Source organism: Paenibacillus sp. OK003 (genome assembly GCF_900109515.1).
Taxonomy (GTDB): Bacteria; Bacillota; Bacilli; order Paenibacillales; family Paenibacillaceae; genus Paenibacillus; species Paenibacillus marchantiae.
The window spans coordinates 48,222-67,339 of record NZ_FOBD01000009.1 but is presented as its reverse complement, the minus strand read 5'-3'; the positions used below and the strand labels follow the sequence as shown (position 1 = coordinate 67,339).

General features: G+C 46.4%; 20 protein-coding genes and 1 riboswitch. All 20 genes read left to right on the top strand.

What is annotated here, in order from left to right; genetic code table 11:
* Positions 1–6: 6 nt before the first annotated feature.
* The gene (locus BMW94_RS15525) at positions 7–828 is read left to right on the top strand and encodes an Fpg/Nei family DNA glycosylase (RefSeq protein WP_090999727.1); all 822 of its coding nucleotides are present in this window, start codon (positions 7–9) and stop codon (positions 826–828) included.
* Entirely contained in the window at positions 818–1,666 is an 849-nt protein-coding gene (locus BMW94_RS15520) for a deoxyribonuclease IV (protein ID WP_090999725.1), read from the top strand. Before BMW94_RS15525 ends, BMW94_RS15520 begins: the two co-directional genes overlap by 11 nt.
* Before the next feature lie 20 nt (positions 1,667–1,686).
* Complete coding sequence (locus tag BMW94_RS15515; protein WP_063562852.1) at positions 1,687–2,025, top strand: cyclic-phosphate processing receiver domain-containing protein; 339 nt, start codon at positions 1,687–1,689, stop codon at positions 2,023–2,025.
* Positions 2,025–2,342, top strand: coding sequence for a thioredoxin family protein (locus BMW94_RS15510; protein WP_079693932.1), 318 nt, complete (start codon positions 2,025–2,027; stop codon positions 2,340–2,342). The genes BMW94_RS15515 and BMW94_RS15510 overlap by 1 nt, the downstream gene beginning before the upstream one ends.
* Positions 2,339–3,118 (top strand): ABC transporter ATP-binding protein, encoded by a 780-nt coding sequence (locus BMW94_RS15505; RefSeq protein ID WP_090999723.1) that lies wholly within the window; start codon positions 2,339–2,341, stop codon positions 3,116–3,118. The genes BMW94_RS15510 and BMW94_RS15505 overlap by 4 nt, the downstream gene beginning before the upstream one ends.
* 6 nt (positions 3,119–3,124) lie before the next feature.
* Entirely contained in the window at positions 3,125–4,174 is a 1,050-nt protein-coding gene (locus BMW94_RS15500; protein WP_090999721.1) for an SAM-dependent methyltransferase, read from the top strand.
* A gap of 179 nt (positions 4,175–4,353) precedes the next feature.
* Positions 4,354–5,832 carry a serine/threonine protein kinase gene (locus BMW94_RS15495; protein WP_090999719.1) on the top strand — a complete coding sequence of 493 codons (1,479 nt, stop codon included), beginning with the start codon at positions 4,354–4,356 and terminating at the stop codon, positions 5,830–5,832.
* Positions 5,833–5,858: 26 nt separating this feature from the next.
* The gene (locus tag BMW94_RS15490) at positions 5,859–6,881 is read left to right on the top strand and encodes an SAF domain-containing protein (RefSeq protein ID WP_090999716.1); all 1,023 of its coding nucleotides are present in this window, start codon (positions 5,859–5,861) and stop codon (positions 6,879–6,881) included.
* A 69-nt stretch (positions 6,882–6,950) separates the two neighbouring features.
* Positions 6,951–7,664, top strand: coding sequence for a hypothetical protein (locus BMW94_RS15485; RefSeq protein ID WP_064637143.1), 714 nt, complete (start codon positions 6,951–6,953; stop codon positions 7,662–7,664).
* Entirely contained in the window at positions 7,661–8,491 is an 831-nt protein-coding gene (locus BMW94_RS15480; protein WP_090999714.1) for a CpaE/TadZ family protein, read from the top strand. Before BMW94_RS15485 ends, BMW94_RS15480 begins: the two co-directional genes overlap by 4 nt.
* Before the next feature lie 6 nt (positions 8,492–8,497).
* The gene (locus tag BMW94_RS15475) at positions 8,498–10,324 is read left to right on the top strand and encodes an ATPase, T2SS/T4P/T4SS family (protein WP_090999712.1); all 1,827 of its coding nucleotides are present in this window, start codon (positions 8,498–8,500) and stop codon (positions 10,322–10,324) included.
* Positions 10,314–12,380, top strand: a complete 2,067-nt coding sequence (locus BMW94_RS15470; RefSeq protein ID WP_090999710.1) for a hypothetical protein — start codon at positions 10,314–10,316, stop codon at positions 12,378–12,380. Before BMW94_RS15475 ends, BMW94_RS15470 begins: the two co-directional genes overlap by 11 nt.
* A 55-nt stretch (positions 12,381–12,435) precedes the next feature.
* Positions 12,436–12,921 (top strand): hypothetical protein, encoded by a 486-nt coding sequence (locus tag BMW94_RS15465; RefSeq protein ID WP_063562843.1) that lies wholly within the window; start codon positions 12,436–12,438, stop codon positions 12,919–12,921.
* A 16-nt stretch (positions 12,922–12,937) separates the two neighbouring features.
* Positions 12,938–13,336: an ammonium transporter gene (locus BMW94_RS15460; RefSeq protein WP_090999708.1), complete on the top strand. Its 399-nt coding sequence runs from the start codon at positions 12,938–12,940 to the stop codon at positions 13,334–13,336.
* Complete coding sequence (locus BMW94_RS15455; protein ID WP_090999706.1) at positions 13,333–13,884, top strand: hypothetical protein; 552 nt, start codon at positions 13,333–13,335, stop codon at positions 13,882–13,884. Before BMW94_RS15460 ends, BMW94_RS15455 begins: the two co-directional genes overlap by 4 nt.
* Positions 13,871–14,854 (top strand): hypothetical protein, encoded by a 984-nt coding sequence (locus tag BMW94_RS15450; RefSeq protein WP_090999703.1) that lies wholly within the window; start codon positions 13,871–13,873, stop codon positions 14,852–14,854. The genes BMW94_RS15455 and BMW94_RS15450 overlap by 14 nt, the downstream gene beginning before the upstream one ends.
* 132 nt (positions 14,855–14,986) lie before the next feature.
* Positions 14,987–16,534, top strand: coding sequence for an ABC-F family ATP-binding cassette domain-containing protein (locus BMW94_RS15445; RefSeq protein ID WP_090999701.1), 1,548 nt, complete (start codon positions 14,987–14,989; stop codon positions 16,532–16,534).
* Positions 16,535–16,670: 136 nt separating this feature from the next.
* Positions 16,671–16,780: riboswitch (TPP riboswitch) on the top strand.
* A gap of 315 nt (positions 16,781–17,095) precedes the next feature.
* Positions 17,096–17,689 (top strand): thiamine phosphate synthase, encoded by a 594-nt coding sequence (locus BMW94_RS15440; protein ID WP_175480715.1) that lies wholly within the window; start codon positions 17,096–17,098, stop codon positions 17,687–17,689.
* Between the two features lie 4 nt (positions 17,690–17,693).
* The gene (gene thiO, locus BMW94_RS15435) at positions 17,694–18,917 is read left to right on the top strand and encodes a glycine oxidase ThiO (protein ID WP_090999696.1); all 1,224 of its coding nucleotides are present in this window, start codon (positions 17,694–17,696) and stop codon (positions 18,915–18,917) included.
* Positions 18,914–19,117, top strand: a complete 204-nt coding sequence (gene thiS, locus BMW94_RS15430) for a sulfur carrier protein ThiS (RefSeq protein ID WP_063562837.1) — start codon at positions 18,914–18,916, stop codon at positions 19,115–19,117. Before thiO ends, thiS begins: the two co-directional genes overlap by 4 nt.
* The last annotated feature ends 1 nt before the right edge of the window (position 19,118 follow it).

The window sequence follows — 19,118 nt, the reverse complement described above, 5'->3', positions numbered from 1 at the left end:
TGTACGATGCCGGAATTGCCGGAAATGGAAAACTACCGGACCTTGCTGTCCGAGAAAATACTCGATTTGCCGATTACAGGTGTGGTGGTTAACCGTGAAAAGTCGATTAATACCGATCCTGATGTGTTCACCCGTGAACTGACAGGGAATCGGATCATATTTGTAGAGCGCCGGGCCAAACATTTGATTTTTCATCTGGCTAATGGTAAGCGGCTTGTGTTGCACCTTATGCTGGGCGGAATGATTTTCTGGGGCACGGAAGCTGAACGTCCTGATCGTTCCACTCAAGTGGAAATTCAGTTTGGAGAATATACTTTATTCTTTATCGGGCTCCGTTTAGGATATCTGCATCTGCTTACTTCAAAAGAGACGGAAGAGGCTATGTCTGACCTTGGACCTGAACCTCTTGATCGGCGCATGAATGCAGAACGTTTTGCTGCCCTGCTGAAAGGACGTCGGGGGACACTCAAAACTACACTGGTCAACCAGCACATTATTGCAGGCATCGGAAATTGTTATTCGGATGAGATTGCCTTTGCAGCAGGCCTGAGACCAAGCTCCAAGACGCAAAATATTGCTGCATCGCCTGAACTCACAGCACGTTTGTACCATTCTGTGCAATCCGTGTTGCGGGAAGCTGCATCGGAAGGCGGTTATATGGAAATGCCGCTGATGCAGGGAGATACCAAGACCGGAAGTTTTGACGAGCAGTGCCGGGTGTATGATCGTGAAGGGGAAACTTGCCCTCGTTGTGGGGGAACGATAGCGCGCGTGGAAATTACGGGCAAGAAGGCTTTCTTCTGTCCGGATTGCCAGCATGAGGCTTAAAAGCGGAATCGGGGCACATGTCAGCACCAGAGGTGGATTTCTTCAGGCAGCCAAGCGAGCATATGAGATGGGGGCTACGGCATTTCAATATTTTCCGAAGAACCCGCGGAGCCTTGGCTTGAAAGAACTGGACCTCAAAGATGCTGAACAGTGTCGGGATTGGTGTGAGAAGCAGGGGATATCTTCCATTGCCCACTCACCCTATCCCACGAATCCGGCTTTGGGCAAAACCCGAGGAGAGGCGGGTTTTCACGCAACCATCGCATCGATACAAAATGATCTGCATATTGCAGATGCCTGCGGTTCAGTAGGGACTGTAGTTCACTTTGGACATCTCAAGAGCAATGAACCACTTGAAGGATATCAGAATCTCATATCCTGTCTGGATACCGCTTTAGCAGATTGGGATGGACAGGCAAAGATTCTGCTTGAAAATCAGGCTGGAGATCATGGCCCCATGGGTACGACGATGGAAGAATTGATACAGATTCGTAAGCTAAGCCGGTATCCTGAACATATTGCTTTTTGTTTTGACACGTGTCATGCTTTTGCTTCAGGCATGTGGACGTCAGGCAATGAGGCATCCATGCTGGAGAAAGGCAGACTGCTGGGATACTGGGATGCTCTTGCGGCTGTTCACTTTAATGATTCGAAATATCCTTCCGGTTCATGCAAGGACAGACATGCACGGATTGGACAGGGTTATATAGGGAAAAAAGCGATGCAGGAACTGTTATGTGCGCCTGAATTTCAGCAAGCGGTAGTTGTGCTGGAAACCGAATCAGGCGAAGATGGAACACACCGTGGTGACATTGAGCTCATGCGTTCCTGGCTTTAAATGGGAGAGGAGCGATTGTAATGCATGTTTTTTTGGATGATTACCGGGCATGTCCGAAAGGGTTTGTTCTGGCTACCAATGCAGAAGAATGCCTGATGCTGCTTAGAGAAGGTGACGTGGACATTCTATCCCTGGATTTTGAACTGGGTCCAGATTCACCGAATGGCGGAGAAGTTGCTGCTTCGATCGTCCGGGAAGGTTTGTTTCCACGCCAGATCTATTTGCACACGTCCAGCATGTATGGCAAACGTCAGATGTACGAATTGTTGTACAGCAATAAACCAGACTCTGTTACCGTCCATAATGGTCCGATGTCGGGTGAGGTTATGCTGCGTGTTGCTGCGGGAGAAGAAAGCTGATGAAGCCAATTACAACCAAAATGTTAATGCGTGGTGTATGGGAAGGCATGCCTCAGGCTGTATTTATCTTTACCCCGCTATGCGGAACCTGCGCAGCAGCACGTCGAATGCTTGAGATCGCCGAACATTTGCTGCCCGAAGGCATTTTGACCGAGATGAATATTCACGATATCCCGGATCTAGTGCAGCAGTTTCAGATTTCGAGCGTGCCTGCGGTTATGCTGTTTGATGGAGAACATGATGTGCCCAGAATGGTCTATCGGATGAACTCTGTCGAGCATCTGTTAGGGGAAATCCGAAAGGCGGTGCTAAAATGAGTGTAATCTCGATGGAGCATGTCTCTCTTAGAAGGGAAGACAATCAGATTCTGGATGACGTTCATCTGCATGTTAAAGAAGGCGAGCATTGGGTGATTCTTGGGCGCAATGGTTCAGGTAAAACAACGCTGCTGGAAATGATGAATGGATATATGTTTCCCAGTCAGGGGCGCATTGAAGTATTGGGCAACCTATATGGTCAATGTGATGTGCGGGAGGTTCGGAAAGAGATTGGTTATATCAGTCAGACATTGATTGAGAAACTGACACCTCGAGATCCGGTGTGGGAAGTTGTCGCAACAGGAGCTTATGCTTTTTTGCGTTTCTATCAAACGATCCCGGATGATGTGAAGGCCAAAGCATTGAACCTGCTTGATGAAATGGGCTTTGCAAAACTGGCTAATCATTCGCTCGGAACCCTTTCTCAAGGGGAACGCAAAAAAGTAATGCTGGCTCGTTCATTGATGGCAGATCCCAAATTGTTGATTATGGACGAGCCTTGTGCCGGACTCGATCTGTATGAACGCGAGAAAATGTTGGCCGAAATTGATCGGTTGCGTAAGCGAAATATCACTGTCGTTTATGTGACTCATCACGTCGAAGAGATCGTACCTTTGTTCACACATGTGGCCTTGATCCGCGATGGACGTATTGCTGCGGCAGGGCCCAAACATGAAGTTTTAACACAAGATACAATTAAGCATACGTACGATGTTCCGGTTGATATCCAGTGGGATGATGGACGTCCATGGATCCGCGTACGTTCTGGAGGGTAACACAATTTGAGTACACAGTCATCTTGGGGTGAAGGAGACTTCTCCCGTTTTATCTGCACAGCCAATCATGGTTTTGCACCTTATGCTCAGGAGGAATTGCGCCGTACGTTTGGTGCAGTCAAGAGCACGGTACTCGTACCAGGTGAAATTTTGCTTGCCGGTCTTCCGATTGCGGAAGAAGAGGTAGCGATTAAGCTTTTGGAAGAAAGCCCGACGTTTTTACGCCATATTCAACCTGTTCAATTTCAGGAAAATACGGAAGATTCGGCGCAAGCCATGGAAAAATTGATTTCATTTGTGCTGAACCATACCGAGTTAACAGGAACTAAAGTTGCATTACAGGTTCGTAAAACCGAAGGTGCCTTCTGGCAGGAGAACGCTGCTTCTTTGAAACAGCTGTTGACTGAGAAGTTGGATGATCTTGGCTGTGAGTGGGTTGTCCGTGATGCGGATCATGTTATCTCTGTCTTCGTTGCGAATGACATGTTATATGCCGGTGTATCCAGACCTGATCAAAATCTGTCGGACTGGAGTGGCGGAGCCGTTCGTTTTCAGAAGGAAGAGGGGCAAATCTCCCGGGCCAAATTCAAATTGCTTGAAGCGGAGCAGACATTTGGCATCGACTTTACTTCTTTTCACAAAGCATTGGACATCGGTGCTGCACCAGGTGGATGGACCTCTTTCCTGCTTGAGCGCGGGCTTGAAGTTACAGCTGTTGATCCAGCCAAAATGGATGCGACCCTGCTGGAATCGCCCAAACTGACCTTTTTGAAAAAAAATGCCGGTGATGTACGTTTCCGCGAAGGGGAATTCGATCTGCTCGTATGTGATATGAGCTGGAGCCCCAAGCTGATGAGCCGTCTTATATCGGATCTGTTATACAGTCTTCAATCAGGGGGAACAGCGGTTGTAACGGTGAAGTTATTGCATAAGAAGCCGCTCGCATTGATTAAAGAAGTCATCGATACATTTGAGCGCTCCCGGATGCAGATTCAGCGTTCCAAACAGTTGTTTCACAACCGTGAAGAAATCACGCTATATATGATTAAGTATTAAGTTATTAAAGGCATTAAATTTTATGCTTTACAATACCTTATTGCCTATACTATAATGATACCAATATTAACCATAACAAGTTGAGGGAAAGCATCCCGAAGTGAAGAGTCCGGATATCCGGTCTGTTCCGCTTCGGTGAAGCTTTCCCTTTTTTGTTAGGTATACAAGGAGGAGTCTATATGAGACATCCGGCCAGGCTCGAGCGTGGAAGCCTGCTGGGAGGAAGATATCGTATCGTGTCCATTCTCGGTTTGGGTGGAATGAGCCATGTATATGAAGCGGAGGATTTGAAATTACCAGGCAAAACCTGGGCGATCAAAGAAAGCGTGACGGCGATGCCATACGAAGGCAGTATGGAGTCTGAAGCTGCTCTTCTTACATCTCTGAGGCATCCCAGATTGCCGCAAATCGTAGATTTTTTTGTCCCGGATGAGCATGGGTATACCTATCTTGTGATGGAGTACATTGAGGGATTGACACTTAGTGACTATTTCAAGCAATGTCGCGGGAAGATTCCGCTTGAACATATGACGGAGTTTGTGCTTCAGCTGCTGGATGTATTAAGTTATTTGCACAGTCTGGACCCGCCCGTCATCTATCGGGATTTGAAACCATCCAACATTATGATTACACCGGAACATGAAGTCAGACTGATTGATTTTGGGATTGCACGGAGCTATAAAGCACAAAGAGTCGACGATACGGTTAAATTGGGAACGGCCGGCTTCGCTGCACCGGAACAATATGGTTCAGGACAGACGGATGCGCGTTCTGACCTGTACGGGCTTGGAGCATTGCTGCTCTATCTTATGACTTGTGGAGCTTATACGGAATGGATTCAGGGCGTAGAAAGTTCCATTCGCAGCGATGTTCCTCGTACCTATATTCCTGTTGCGAGAAGATTGTTGCGACTGAATCCGAATGAACGTTTTCAATCGGCTGATGAAGTTCGCAAGGAGCTGCTGCGCCGGCCGGGAATAGCGGCTGGTGGTTCAGAAACGACGGTGACGATAAGCGGAGGGACCAGAGTGATCGCTTTGACGGGGGCATCATCCGGAGTTGGAGTTACACATACGGCCATAGCCATCAGTCACTATCTGGAGCGGCAGAACTTCAAAGTGGCCATAATCGAGATGTCGCCACGTTCCCAATCGTTTGCACGGATTCAACAAGTGGCGTATGCAGGTAAACCCGTGCCAGCAGGCAGACAGTTTGCAGTAGATGGTGTACATTACTGGAAACAATCGGGACGTGCAGACATCCTGTCTTTATTGGGAGGCAGCTATCAGTTCATTGTGATGGATCTGGGCAGTGGTCAGGATCAGAACCGGCTTGAAGAGTTTCTCAGAGCTGACTTGCCCATTGTTATAGGTTCCGGTGCCGAATGGAGACAAGCTGAGATTGGATCTTTTGTCCGATCACACAACCGGTACCCCAGAGACAAATGGATCTACTGCCTGCCACTGGCAGCAGCTGACGCCGTTCAGCGCATGCGCAAAACGTTGGACACTTCCAGTGTCTACGGTCTGCCTTTGCATATCGATCCCTTTGATCGGGAACCGCAGATGGATAAGGTTTTTGCTCATATTCTGACTCATATGATGGGGCAGCTTCCCAAGAAACGTTCATTCTTTACAAGAAAAAGAGTACATGATTAGAAGAGATTGCGAAAGGAGAGCCTCTTTTGTCTAAATTAAGAAAACAAAGCCGCCAACTGATTTACGCTGGATTGACAGGAGCAGGAGCGATTGGTTTATTGTTTGGGGCATATGTCATTTACAATGTCAAAACCATAAGTGATAAGAGGGCTGAAGTGGAGGCCCGTTACTCATCAGCCTACGAACAAAAAGAAGCTGAATTGATGCAGCAGTGGAACTCAGGGGCACAGGGATGGGTAACTATACGGGATGTTGAAGCCGGAGAGCCGATATCGCCCGAGGATATCAAACTCATAGCCGTTCCGGATGCACAGGCACCAAGGAATCTGTGGTCCAGTTCCAAGCAGATGGATGGTCAAGTGGCGAAAATAGAATTAAAAAAGGGAACAGCCATTACAACTGAAATGGTGTATGAAGATACCCCGGCACCGCCGGATTTAAGGAATCGTGAACTACAGGTTGTGTTATTACCTTCTTCACTCGTTAAGGGTGATAACATTGATATTCGTATTCAGTTTCCAACGGGTCAAGACTATATTCTCCTGTCCAAAAAGAAAGTCGAAAGATTAAATGCAGCTACACTATGGATTACGATGACAGAGGAGGAAATCCTGTCCCTTTCAAGTGCAATTGTAGATGCCTATTTACATAAAGCTTCAATCTATGCCTTAACCTATGTAGAACCTCAGTTCCAGACACCAGCGATCCCGACATACCCTGCCAACAATGAAGTGTTAAAGCTGCTGGAGAGTGATCCTAATCTTGTGCGGCGGGCTGAAGTGGAGTTGGCGCGGCAGGTACGAAGTTCGTTAGAAAGCTCACTCGCCGCATCCATGTCAGCGCCATCCCAAGGTGTGGAGCAGGATGTTGCGCAGTCTTCCGTTTCATACAATAATCGCCCTGGAGCGAATAACTCTTCATCTACTGATGGGGTCATCTGGAATGACGGTTCAGGTAGTGGTGGAGCGACTGAAACTGGGAGCAATGATTCTTCAGTATCAGCTTCGAGTGCGGATGAGCAGAAAAGCTTGCTGACGGGCGGAGAGTAAAATGCAAGGAAAACAATTTATTATTCATTTAACAACGTATAAAAGTAACATGAAGGAGATTTGATAGCTATGCAAACATGGATTTTTGCCGGGTTATGCGAGAAGAATGACCTGATGCTGTACCTTTGCAAAATACTAGCCTCCTCCGGTAAACGTGTCTTGCTTGTTGATGGAACATTACAACAGAAATATGGATACGGCGTTGGGGAAAGTCAGCAATCTCTGCGTATTACAGAATTTGAAGGTTTTGATATCGCTTGTCAGTTCGTAACTTCAACAGCGGTTGAGAGTCATCTTGAAGCGAGTGGCGAGAAATTGGAGAGTTATGATTACGTCCTTTACGACATGGAAACATCACACTTTGCGTCACGTGATCTATGGCTCACGGCAGATATCCGTGTCTGGGTCAGTGATTATGAACGTTACAATCTGGAACGGGGCAAAGGCTGGCTCAAGCGGTTGCTTGAAGAACAGTCCCTACCAGCAGAACTACCATTTCAGCGCATTTTGATTAATGCCGTTGATTGCAAACTGGAAGCTCGATATTTGTGGGCGTATCTGGAAGGCAGTCCATTTGTATGGACAGGAGAATCACTGATGTTGCCTTGGGATGAATTGACTGCAGCAGTCAAACTGGAAAACGAGCATCATCGCCGTATTCGCCTGGGGCCATTGTCACGGAACTATAAAAAATCGCTATGCAGGTTAGTGGAGCAGTTGACCGGATGGGAAAATGTCCAGAGCCGCCGGGCCATTAAAGAAGCAGAAAGGATGAGGGCATGAGCACCATTACGTTTTGGAGTCCTTTTGCAGGAACAGGCAGCACCTCAAGTGCGTTAATCGGCGCCTATGCGATGGCCCTTCAATATAGGACAAGAATTTTGCTTGTAAATACAGGTCCAGTCGGGAGCAGCACAGAAGCTGCCCTTCCACCTAAAGAAATAGAGGACACGGGATCAGCATTCACGTTTGAGGAAGGGGGTTGGGATGCTATGGAACGGCTGCATACCAGCGGGAGTCTGAACAAGCATAATTTGAGGGACTACACCAAGCCGCTCCTCAAAGATCGTCTGGATTTGTTGACTGGCAGAATTAACAGGCTGGAGCGTTCCTCAGAAGAGCATGTAGAGACATTAAAAACGCTGCTGCACGTAGCCAATGAATATTATGATCTGGTTCTTCTGGATGCAGACCGTGCAGGCATACTTGACCAGGTTCTGCTGGATCAAGCCGACTATGTTGTGGTGAATTTGAACCAAAATATGAGGGATCTGGAGTATTTCTTTGAAAAAATTAGACCCGAGAGCATGGGTGATCAGAAGCTGCACATCGTGCTGAATAAGTATGATCCTCATTCACGCGCAACCATTACCAATATTCGTCGGCGTTTTCGATACAAGGGATCGATATCAGTGTTGCCCTATACCACCGGATTTCTGGATGCCTTTAATCGTCGTGATGCGGCTGCGTACTTGCAATTGGAAGGTCTGAGCAACAATAAAGATATTCGTAAAGGGAGCTTTGCCGCAAGTATGGCTGAACTCGCTCGCCTCATTATGGACGGCGCAGGGATGCGTACCGTACTAAAGAGGCTGGAAAGGGGAGCCTGACCTCTGATGTTCTGGAATACCCTATGGTTAATTTTAATTTTGCTATTATGCCTTGCGTATGTTTGGTTCAAATACAGAGCTTCCCATCGTGAAAAAAATAACCGTGCTCCTGAGCGCGAATCCTTCACGATTGAAGTGCTGACAGAGAAAGTAAAGAACTCGCTTCATGAGCTTAGTCATAGTCAACTTGCGGATGCCGGATTGCATGAAGAAGAATATCGCCGAAGAATCAATCAGCGTGCCGAGATGCGCAAGGCGCTTAAAGGTTGTGTATCAGGAAGCATCAGTGACAAAACGTATGTCAAAAATCTGATAGGTGATCTGCTTACTCGCAGTATAGGACTGAATAAGTCAAATATCGATGAGGTCATTTATTTTGGAGAAACTGAGTTGCTGACGGTTCAGGATCAATTCGAAATCGTGTTTTATCTATACCGGCAGCAATTTGGTGTCGATGCCTTGTCGCGTATGATTGACACTTATGATCTTGGCAGACTAAGGCTGGGTGAAGGTGCAGACGACGGAGGAAGTTACTATATCTCCGAAGATGACATCCGATATGTGTTTGAGTGTGAGTATAGAGAGCTTGGCTTCAGAGAAAAAACAGATATCATCGTTCAACGTATCTACCAGCATTACAAAGGTTTCTCGGTTGTTGATGAAATAAGAGATCAACGAATAGATGGCGTTAGTGGGGGGGTGAGCGGAATGCTGGATGCCGTTCAGGATATGGGGCTACGGCAGCCAGCTTCGTGGAACGATCTGCTCCCGGATGGACTCGAAGATGCTCCCCTTGAAGAACCACTTAGTGGAATGGAAAGTGTTTGGATTTTCTATAAAGGTAAGTCCATTCATCTATCCTTCCTCTCATTTGGCAGTATCCGTGAACTAAAGAGGGTATGTCAAAATATTTATAAATACAACTATCCGGGACAGCTTTCGGAAGCAAATGGATACAAAGTGAACGAGATGAAGGATGGATCGCGTGTCGTTGTTGTGCGTCCCCCCTTTGCCGAATCATGGGCATTCTTTGTCCGTAAATTCGATATTCCCAATGCTTCACTGGAACAGTTGATTACCGGAAACAACGCAGATCTGCCAATCACTTTGCTGCAATATTTGATGAAAGGCAGTCGAATTACAGCCGTAACAGGAGCTCAGGGATCGGGTAAAACGACGTTGCTTATGGCGATGGTGAAGCATATTTACGCTTCGTACACCCTACGTGTACAGGAGATGGCTTTCGAGTTACAACTGCGGCGTATATACAGTCGGCGTAACATATTAAGTTTCCGGGAGACGGAGCACATCTCAGGTCAACAGGGACTGGACTTACAGAAAAAGACCGATGGTACTGTAAATATTCTTGGTGAGGTCGCAAGTGACGAAGTAGCCGCATGGATGATTCAGATGTCCCAGGTTGCCAGTCTGTTCACCCTGTTTACCCATCATGCCAAAACGTTTCGTGATCTGGTTTTCTCCCTCCGTAATTCACTGCTCAAAACAGGTATGTTCCAACATGAACATATTGCCGAGGAGCAAGTAGTAAGTGTCATTAATTTCGATGTACATATGAAAAAGGACGCAGAGGGACGAAGATATATCGAACGAATTACGGAGTGTCTGCCACGTGCGAATAAAGGGGATAGCGTGGAAGAACGGGCGGGATTTACGTTTCGCAATGTGATCGAGTACAGGGATGGCAATTACGTCGTCACAGCTCCGATCTCCATAGGGAGTATCACGGATATGCGGGATCAGATGACACTACAGGACGCTGAACTGTTCGAACAGTTCATTAAACAACATTGGGGTGATACCGATGACCGTTAAGCTGGTTCTTCTGTTGGTACTGGGGATATGTGCAGGTGGCCTGATAATCACGCTACTTGTACTGAACCTGTTACGTCATAGAGGAGGTGACACTGCAAGTAAATCCATCGGGATCGCTACGCTGAACGGAAATCGTACGCTGCGATGGGGATCGTTCTTGTTACAGTCTTATCGCTGGGGCATGAAAGTGCCGCTGCTCTCAGCTTATATTTTACAAGTACAGAAACGAATCTCGTTCCGGCATGTCGGTGACGAACCAGCATTAAGACGAATGAGCATGAGCGTGGTTCTAATGATCCTCGGAGGGTACGGGAGTATCAGTGTAATCCTTTTCCTTATGCAGCCTGGTATCGCCTTTGTCATATTGTCGGTACTCTGCGCTGTAGTTCTAAACAGCCTTGTACTGGATATGTTTCTGAATCGTATGGAGAAGCGACTGTTGGTACAGATGCTGGATCTGTTTGCCGACGTGAGACATCGGTATCATCAGCATGGAATGGTAGAGGAGGCACTTTATGAAGCAGCGGAAGCGGGTAAAGGAGAGGCTGCCGAGCAAGTGTTATTGATCTATGAAGCATTAACTTCTCCCGATCCGAACGAAGCTTTGGAACGGTACTATGAGATTGCGCCAAATCGCTTTCTGAAAGGTTTTGCCGGTATTTCATATATGGTGATGGAGTTCGGAGATAAAGACAGAGCACAAGGTTCGATTTACTTGAAAGGCCTGGGGAATCTGACGCAGGAGATTCATCTGGAGATTTTGCGCCGGGACAAACTGGACTATCTGTTAAAAGGGTTGAATATCATCGCTCTGGCCCCCGTCCTGTTTACAGCTCCAATCGAACGTTGGGCCAGAGGAAGTTTTCCGACTATGGATGAATTTTATCGCAGCAAAATCGGGTTTGTAACCAAAATATCGATCTACGTCATTATCATACTTGCTTACCTGCTTTTGCAAAGACTTCAGCAATATGATGAAACCCGCTATCGGACAGGACGAAAACACTCCAGGATCGATCGGTTCTTATACAAGCAGACGTTCATTCGTAAAATCGCGATGTGGTTCGCCGCCAAACCTGGCAGTATCAATTACAGTCAAACCGTAAGACTGATGCGGGAAAGCAGCTCGGAACTGAAATATGAATGGCTGGCTATACGAAGGCTGATGTTATTTGCAAGCTGTTTTGTCCTGACCATTGGCTGTGTCTTGTTGCTGCATCAGGTTGAACGAAATCACATCTTACATGATCCCGTGAGAGATGACCGGATGTTTGGCGCGATGGGAGAGGCGGAGCTGAAGCAGGCTACAGAAAAGACAAGCTTGGATCAAGCTGTGCTCGAGCGAATCGAGATGAAGCGTGGAGCTACTTTTGATGAGATCTCCAATGCATTGCAGTCCGTGAATCCGGTGCAACTGGATCATGATAAACAGACTGAAACTATTACGCGCATTCTGCAGAAGCTGGAAGGTTACAACAAGCAATACCTCCACTGGTGGGAGTTCATTATTGCAATGATGATAGGTATAGCGGGTTATCACATGCCGATCTGGCTCATGATGTTCCAGCGCAAGATGAGAAGTATGGACATGAGGCATGAGATCTATCAGTTTCAGACGGTTATCTCAATCTTGCGAGAGATGGACCGTATGTCTGTGGAGGAGATATTAGAATGGCTCAATCGCTTTGCTGTTATTTTCAAAAGGCCACTGCAAAAATGTCTGTTGCACTTCGAGCATGGGCCGGAGCACGCACTTGAACAATTGAAAGACGATGCAGGCTTGCCTGAATTTCAGCGATTGGTTGAAAAACTGCAACTTGCACTTGGGAAAATTTCGATTCGAGAGGCATTTGATGATCTGGATAGTATGATGGCCTTTTATTTTGAACAACGGAAGCAGGAATACAGCAAGATGATTGATGTTAAGGCATCATGGGGAAGAATGATCGGGTTTGCACCGATGTATGCCCTGATCTTCCTCTATCTGGTCATTCCACTGGTAGGCATGAGTTTCCTGCAAATGAACATTTATTACGAACAGATTCAGAAACTGTAACGACCATGTACGTCACAGTCTGAAATAAATTAAAAACGATATAGGAGGATTTATCATGAACAATGCATCAAGCGCTTTAAAGGTGGCAGCAGGCATCTTTCTGACCATCGCCCTTATTACGATTGTGGTTCTATTGTTTATTTCGGCTCAGGAGGCGACCAAAACAGCACAGAACAATTTTGCCGATATCCAGACCGAGTTGTCCCAAGCTGCATTTACCGTGTATGACGGAACAACCATTAGCGGATCACAGGTCACAAACGCGTTGCGTAAATATGCGGACAAGGATCAGTTCGGGATTCAAGTGATTACAGGTAAAAACAAGGGAGGTCAATGGTATGGCAATCAGTTGAATATATCCCAGGATCTCAATAACGCGGATTATGGTTCAGTGATTTCTCCAGATGATAAAGTAGGCATTATCAATCAAACTATGAGTGAAAAAGACAACCAATATGTCAATCCAAGTGGCAAATTCAAAGCAATTATTGTAAAAGACAGATCCAATGTGGTAAGAGGGCTTATTTTCCAGCAATCCTGACAGGAGTTGGTTTAACATGTCCCAGAATACACAGCAGCTCATGTTGTTCTGTACGGCGGTTGTCCTATTTGTGACAGCCTGCCTGTACGGGCAGCAGAATGTTCGGGTTCTATCAGACGCTTTGAATCACTTGATGCAGACGACAGCAGACATGGAAGGAAGGCTGAATACCACGCTGCGTATAAGCGAGCCAACCCGTTATAGTGGTGCGGAAGTGTTACACACTGTGAGGCAAATGACAGGAACAACGGTCAGCGTGGAGGTTGACGGGAATGCATATGTCATTGATCCCCTTGTAAACAGAAAAGGAACCATACCTGTCCAGCTTGCTGCTTCGTATAGACCCGAGTTCATAAGAAGTGAGGCTGGCGAACTGCTGAAGATTGCATTTTGGAAGGAGGCCAGTACACCTTGATTAACGCTGCATCCAAGCTGCTTGCTGTTTTGCTGGCAGTGATTTTACTTTATGTATACCCGGCAGCAGAGACTGCTGATCGACAGGATGACATGGCACGTATGACCGTTGTTCAGACGGTTACCCGTTTTGTTGATGCGGTCAGAACAAAGGGATACATTTCCCCCGCCATGTATGCAGAGTTCGAAGAACAGATGGCCCGAACAGGGAATGCCTATGAAATTTCCATGGAGCATTTGCACAAAAAATATGTTCCTCATTACTCAGATCCGGTGGATCAGAGCACATTCTCAGGTACCTATGAAACTGTACAGGATGGCTATTATTCAGCCCAAATTAAAGCAAAGCTGTTTCCATCGTCCGGTGTGCTAGCTTTGGACGATCCTGGGCGAAGATATACACTGGCAATGGGGGATTTCTTCACAGTAACCGTCAAAAATACCAATCGCACACCTGCCATGTTGATTCGTGAGTGGTTGAACGGGTCTGCACAGGCTGCAGCCGTGTTTACCACATATGGGGGTATGGTGCTCAATGAAGATTACTGATCTTTCTATTGTGTTTGTGCTTATCTTTTTACCTATATTCTGGGTTATTTCTCACAATACAGACAATGCCCAAGAGGCACAATATTTAAGCAATCGATATAAGATGGCACTTCAGACTGCCGTACTGGATGCAGGGGCTGTGATGCATCAAAATGAGAAGCAAAACGATGAAGCAGGGTATGATTCGACCAAATTTGTAAAAGCGGACAAAGAGCTTGCCTTGACTACCTTTACCCAAACACTGGCGCTAAATATGGGGATTCAGGATGATCCTGCTGCTATACGGGCCATGTTTAATTACATTCCTGCAATGGTCGTGCTGGATTATGATGGTTATTACATTTTGGCGAACGAAGCTGAGATGACGGGTGAGCTTGAAGATTCATTCCGGCAAGTCTGGAGTCCCAAAAAGCCCTATACATATTCTGATTCAAATGGTAGCAGTATTAACTTCACACTCGATGGGTATGTGTATGCCTATGATGCAGGCTTGGGCATGTGGGTTGAGGGTTTCCAGAAAGAACTGGCCTCCAGCACACAAATCCCTCTGCTTCAGAATGCCGAGACGTTTGAGCAGGTCAGACGAGGCCGGATCGTGACAAGTGTGCAGGAAGATTTGGCAGATGTTATTAACCGGCATAATGAGTTTGCAAGAAGGAATGGTGTTTCCTACACCTTTACCATGCCTTTGATTTCTCAGGAAGACTGGTACAATTCGATTAATGATACGGGGCTGATGGCGTTTATTCAGGGAATACCTGTAGGTAACCAAAAGATTAACAATTATGCCATTGGTGGTGGCAGACTGGTGAAGAAAACAGCGATCGTTGGCGGAGTTGATCCTGTAAGTGGAATTAAATACTATTACCCTTCCACATGTAGCAATGGTTACAGAGCCGAAGAAGTGTTTACAAATGCCAAACAAGCGGCAGCGCAAGGATATTTTGAGTATAACTGTTCCAATAATTAAAGGCAGTTTGTTTGTAATATAAAAGCGAGGTTGCATGGGATGTTTACATTACTTTCAGAAAAGGCGAAAACTGTGCTAAAATAGGGTTTCGGAACGATAGTAATGTCCAATAGATAGGAGCAACCTCATCTTATGAGTTTATTGTCAGTAGAGAACGTCAGTCACAATTTTGGAGACCGCACGTTATTTAAAAATGTATCTTTTCGTTTACTTGCCGGAGAGCGTGTTGGCCTTGTTGGCGCAAATGGTGTGGGCAAGTCCACACTGATGAACATCCTTACCGGGAAATTGTTAAAGGACGAAGGGAAGGTCGAATGGACCCCCAAAGTTCGTTATGGATATTTGGATCAGCATACCAAGCTTACGCCTGGAAAAACGATTCGTGATGTGCTTAAGGATGCGTTTCTGCCCTTGCTTGAGTTGGAAAAAGAAATGATGTCCATCACGGATCAGATGGCAGACGCCGATCCAGACAAGCTTGAATTGTTGCTGGAAGAAATGGGTGACATTCAGGAGCAATTGGAGCAAGGTGATTTTTATCTGATCGATGTGAAAGTGGAAGAGATGGCGAATGGACTTGGATTGTCCGCCATCGGTCTAGATCGTGATGTGGCCGCGCTTAGTGGTGGTCAGCGTACGAAGGTATTGCTTGCCAAGCTTTTACTGGAGAAACCCACAGCTCTTTTGTTGGATGAGCCGACGAACTATCTCGATGTGGAACACATTGAATGGCTGACGCGTTACCTGAAGGATTACCCGTATGCGTTTATTCTGATTTCGCATGATACAGAGTTTATGAATGAGGTCGTTAACGTTATTTATCATCTGGAATTTGCCAAGTTGACGCGTTATGCAGCGAACTATAACAAATTCCTTGAAATGGCCGACATGAATAAGGCACAGCATATTGATGCTTATGAGAAACAGCAGGAGTTTATCAAGAAGCAGGAAGATTTCATTCAGCGGAACAAAGCCCGCGCTTCCACTTCCGGTCGTGCCAAGAGCCGTGAGAAGCAGCTCGGCAAGATTGAACGGATTGATCGTCCAGACGAAGCGGCCAAACCCACATTCAAATTCAAGGATGCCCGGGCGAGTAGTAAAACCGTCTTTGAGGGTATTGATTTTGAAATCGGATATTCATATGCATTATTGCCCAAAATGACGATGACGATTGAGCGTGGCGAGAAAATTGCCATTGTTGGATGTAACGGTGTAGGTAAATCCACACTGCTCAAGACGATCTTGGGGAAAATCCCACCAATTAGCGGTAAGACTTTCTTGGGGGACTATTTGGAAACCGCCTATTTCGAACAGGAAGTACGTGCAGGTAATATTACCCCGATCGAAGATGTGTGGAATGAATTTTCTCATCTGACACAGAATGAAGTCCGGGGCCATCTCGCACGTTGTGGGTTGAAAAATGAGCATATTACCCGTCCGCTTAACGCGCTTAGTGGTGGCGAACAAGCCAAGGTTCGTTTGTGTAAACTTCTGATGCGTGAAAGTAACTGGATTTTGTTCGATGAGCCTACAAATCATTTGGATGTAACCGCAAAAGCAGAGCTGAAACGTGCCTTGCAAGAATTCAAGGGGACCGTGCTGCTCGTATCCCATGAACCTGAATTTTATGAAGGCTGGGTAACCAAAACGTGGGATGTTGAAGCTTGGTCGGAGAAATAATATTTTCTACGAAATTCTTCGCACCAGAAACAGCAACTTTGTTAACTACATGACTTCAGCAATGGTGAACAACGTAATTCATGGAAATGTACGGTGACAAAAAAAGGTGTCTATGGTAACATAGGCTACAGCTTCATATGAACACTAGGGGGGCCGCACGATGCGGCTGAGATGGAAGAATGCGATTCCGGACCCTTTGTACCTGATCTGGGTTATACCAGCGTAGGGAAGTGGCGCGTTTCAGCTAATGACAAAGAGCTTTATCGTTGACTTTGCGATATGGCCTGCAAGATGAATCATGCAGTTCTATGTATACAACGTTGCGACTATGGATGGTTTCTATAGTTGTTGTGCGTTATGTATAGAGTAATTGCATGCGACAGTCATTCAGTTGATCCATGAATTTTAAATTCGTGGCCACTCCCCTACGGGAGTGGCTTTTTTGTTGTTGTATATCAGCTTAAATCATGCAAGAGGAGGGCGAATAGGACGGTAATCTTCCGCGAACATGTAATAACAAGATCATTCGAACTGCATGTGGTTTCACCAGGTACAGGAGACTTGGACTCTTTTCTGAATATTGCTAAGGATATATGGCAGTGGGTTGATTATATCCACATTCGGGAAAAAAAGCTGACCCTTGAGCAACAGATGTATTGGGCGCAAAGTCTAAAAACACAAGGTGTTGCATCTAACCGAATCATTATGAATGGCTCAGATCAGCTGGATCAACATGCTTCAATTGGTGGTGTGCATTGGGGTCAAGCAGTTATTCGCAGCTATGATAAGGATGAGTTGAGGAGAGTCGATCGGCTTCGCGTAGGAGTATCGGTTCACTCTCTGGAAGAAGCGAAATTTGCAGAAGAACGTGGAGCGGATTATCTCTTTTATGGGCATGTCTATGCTTCAAAAAGTAAACCGAATTGTGAACCCAGAGGGCTTCGTGCGTTAGCTGAGGTATGCGCTAAAGTTTCAATTCCGGTAATCGCGATTGGTGGAATTGAAACGGAGAATATTGCTGCCATTCGAACTGCAGGTGCCAGTGGAGCTGCTGTGATTTCAACGATTTGGACGACCGATAAGCCGGAACTGGCTGCCGCTGCATTGCGACAGGCGATCACGGATTCAGAGAAGTACGCCGAACTAAGGAGATGAGACCATGAGAGAGGAAGCAAGAAGCAGGAATCGTTCAGGCTATCATCCAGGAATCGTTTCGGAAAGTAAAGTTGGAGCGGAAATTCGAGGCAGGCTTCATGCAGAAACCATTATTGTAGGCGGAGGCGTTATCGGTTGTGCCATAGCATGTGAACTCGCTACCCGAGGACATGACGTTCTTCTGGTGGAGCGTGCGCGGATCGCTGGAGGAACTTCCTGTGCAGCAGCCGGGATGCTTGCTGCTGATAGTGAGGAATTCACTCATGCTGTAATGGCAAAGCTTGCACGGCAGAGCAGAGCTTTGCTTCATGAGCAGAAGGAACGAATCAGTTCGCTTAGCGGAGTGGAAATGGGGCTGCAACAGCATGGCTTTATTACTCCTTTTCGCTCATACAGTGAGGTCAGCAGTTACAAGAATAATCGATCGTCCACCTTATCTACAGAACATATTTGGTGGGATCGTATTGCTGTCCAACAGGAAGCTTCATGGTTAAACAGGGATACGTATGGAGCATTTTACAGACCTTCCGAGAGCGAGGTTCTTCCTGTCAACTTAACGCAGGCTTATGTCAGATCGGCTCAAGCCATGGGTGCAAGGGTGATGGAAGGGGTACAGGATGTCCGTTTGCATACGAATGTAAACGGTGTGCAAGGAATCGAGACTTCAATAGGAACGATGACATCGAGAAATGTAATTATTGCTACAGGGTTACATGGTGAAGAATTGATGAGACATGTAGGTCTGAAATCGCCTGTTTTACCAGTAAAGGGGGAGATTGCAGCCGTGCAGTTTTCTCCCCACCATGCCGGGTACAGGCCAGACAAAACGGTGTATGCAGAGGATATATATATTGTTCCCAAAGCCAATGGAGAAGTATGGATCGGTGCAACAAGCCTTCCTGGAAGAACAGACATGAACGTTTCGGTACAAGGCATTCAGAAGCTGCTTGCAGCTGCAACAAACTGGGTACCTGGCATGAAGGAAGCACATTTTATCCGAGCGTGGGCTGGTGTCCGTCCTTCGACTCCGGATGGATTGCCCTATGTGGGGGCTTGTGATAGTGTACCGGGTTTATTCGCTGCTTTTGGACATTATCGTAACGGCATATTGCTTAGTGCAATTACAGCCAGCCTCATGGCTGACTTGATTTGTGGCAAAACCTCGGAAGAACTGGGGATTCAGGACCTTTGTCCAGAACGTTGGAACACGAAGGAGGTATTGCAGTGAACATCATTGTCAACGGACAAACCATGCAAATTGAAGATAGCTTAAATCGTGTAGACAAATTGCTCCATTCATTTAATTTGCAAGTAAAAACCGTCGTGGTTGAATTGAATCGTCAAATTTTAACGCGGGAATATCATGAAACGACGGCGTTAAGAGACGGAGACCGAATTGAAATTGTACATTTTGTGGGAGGCGGTTGAA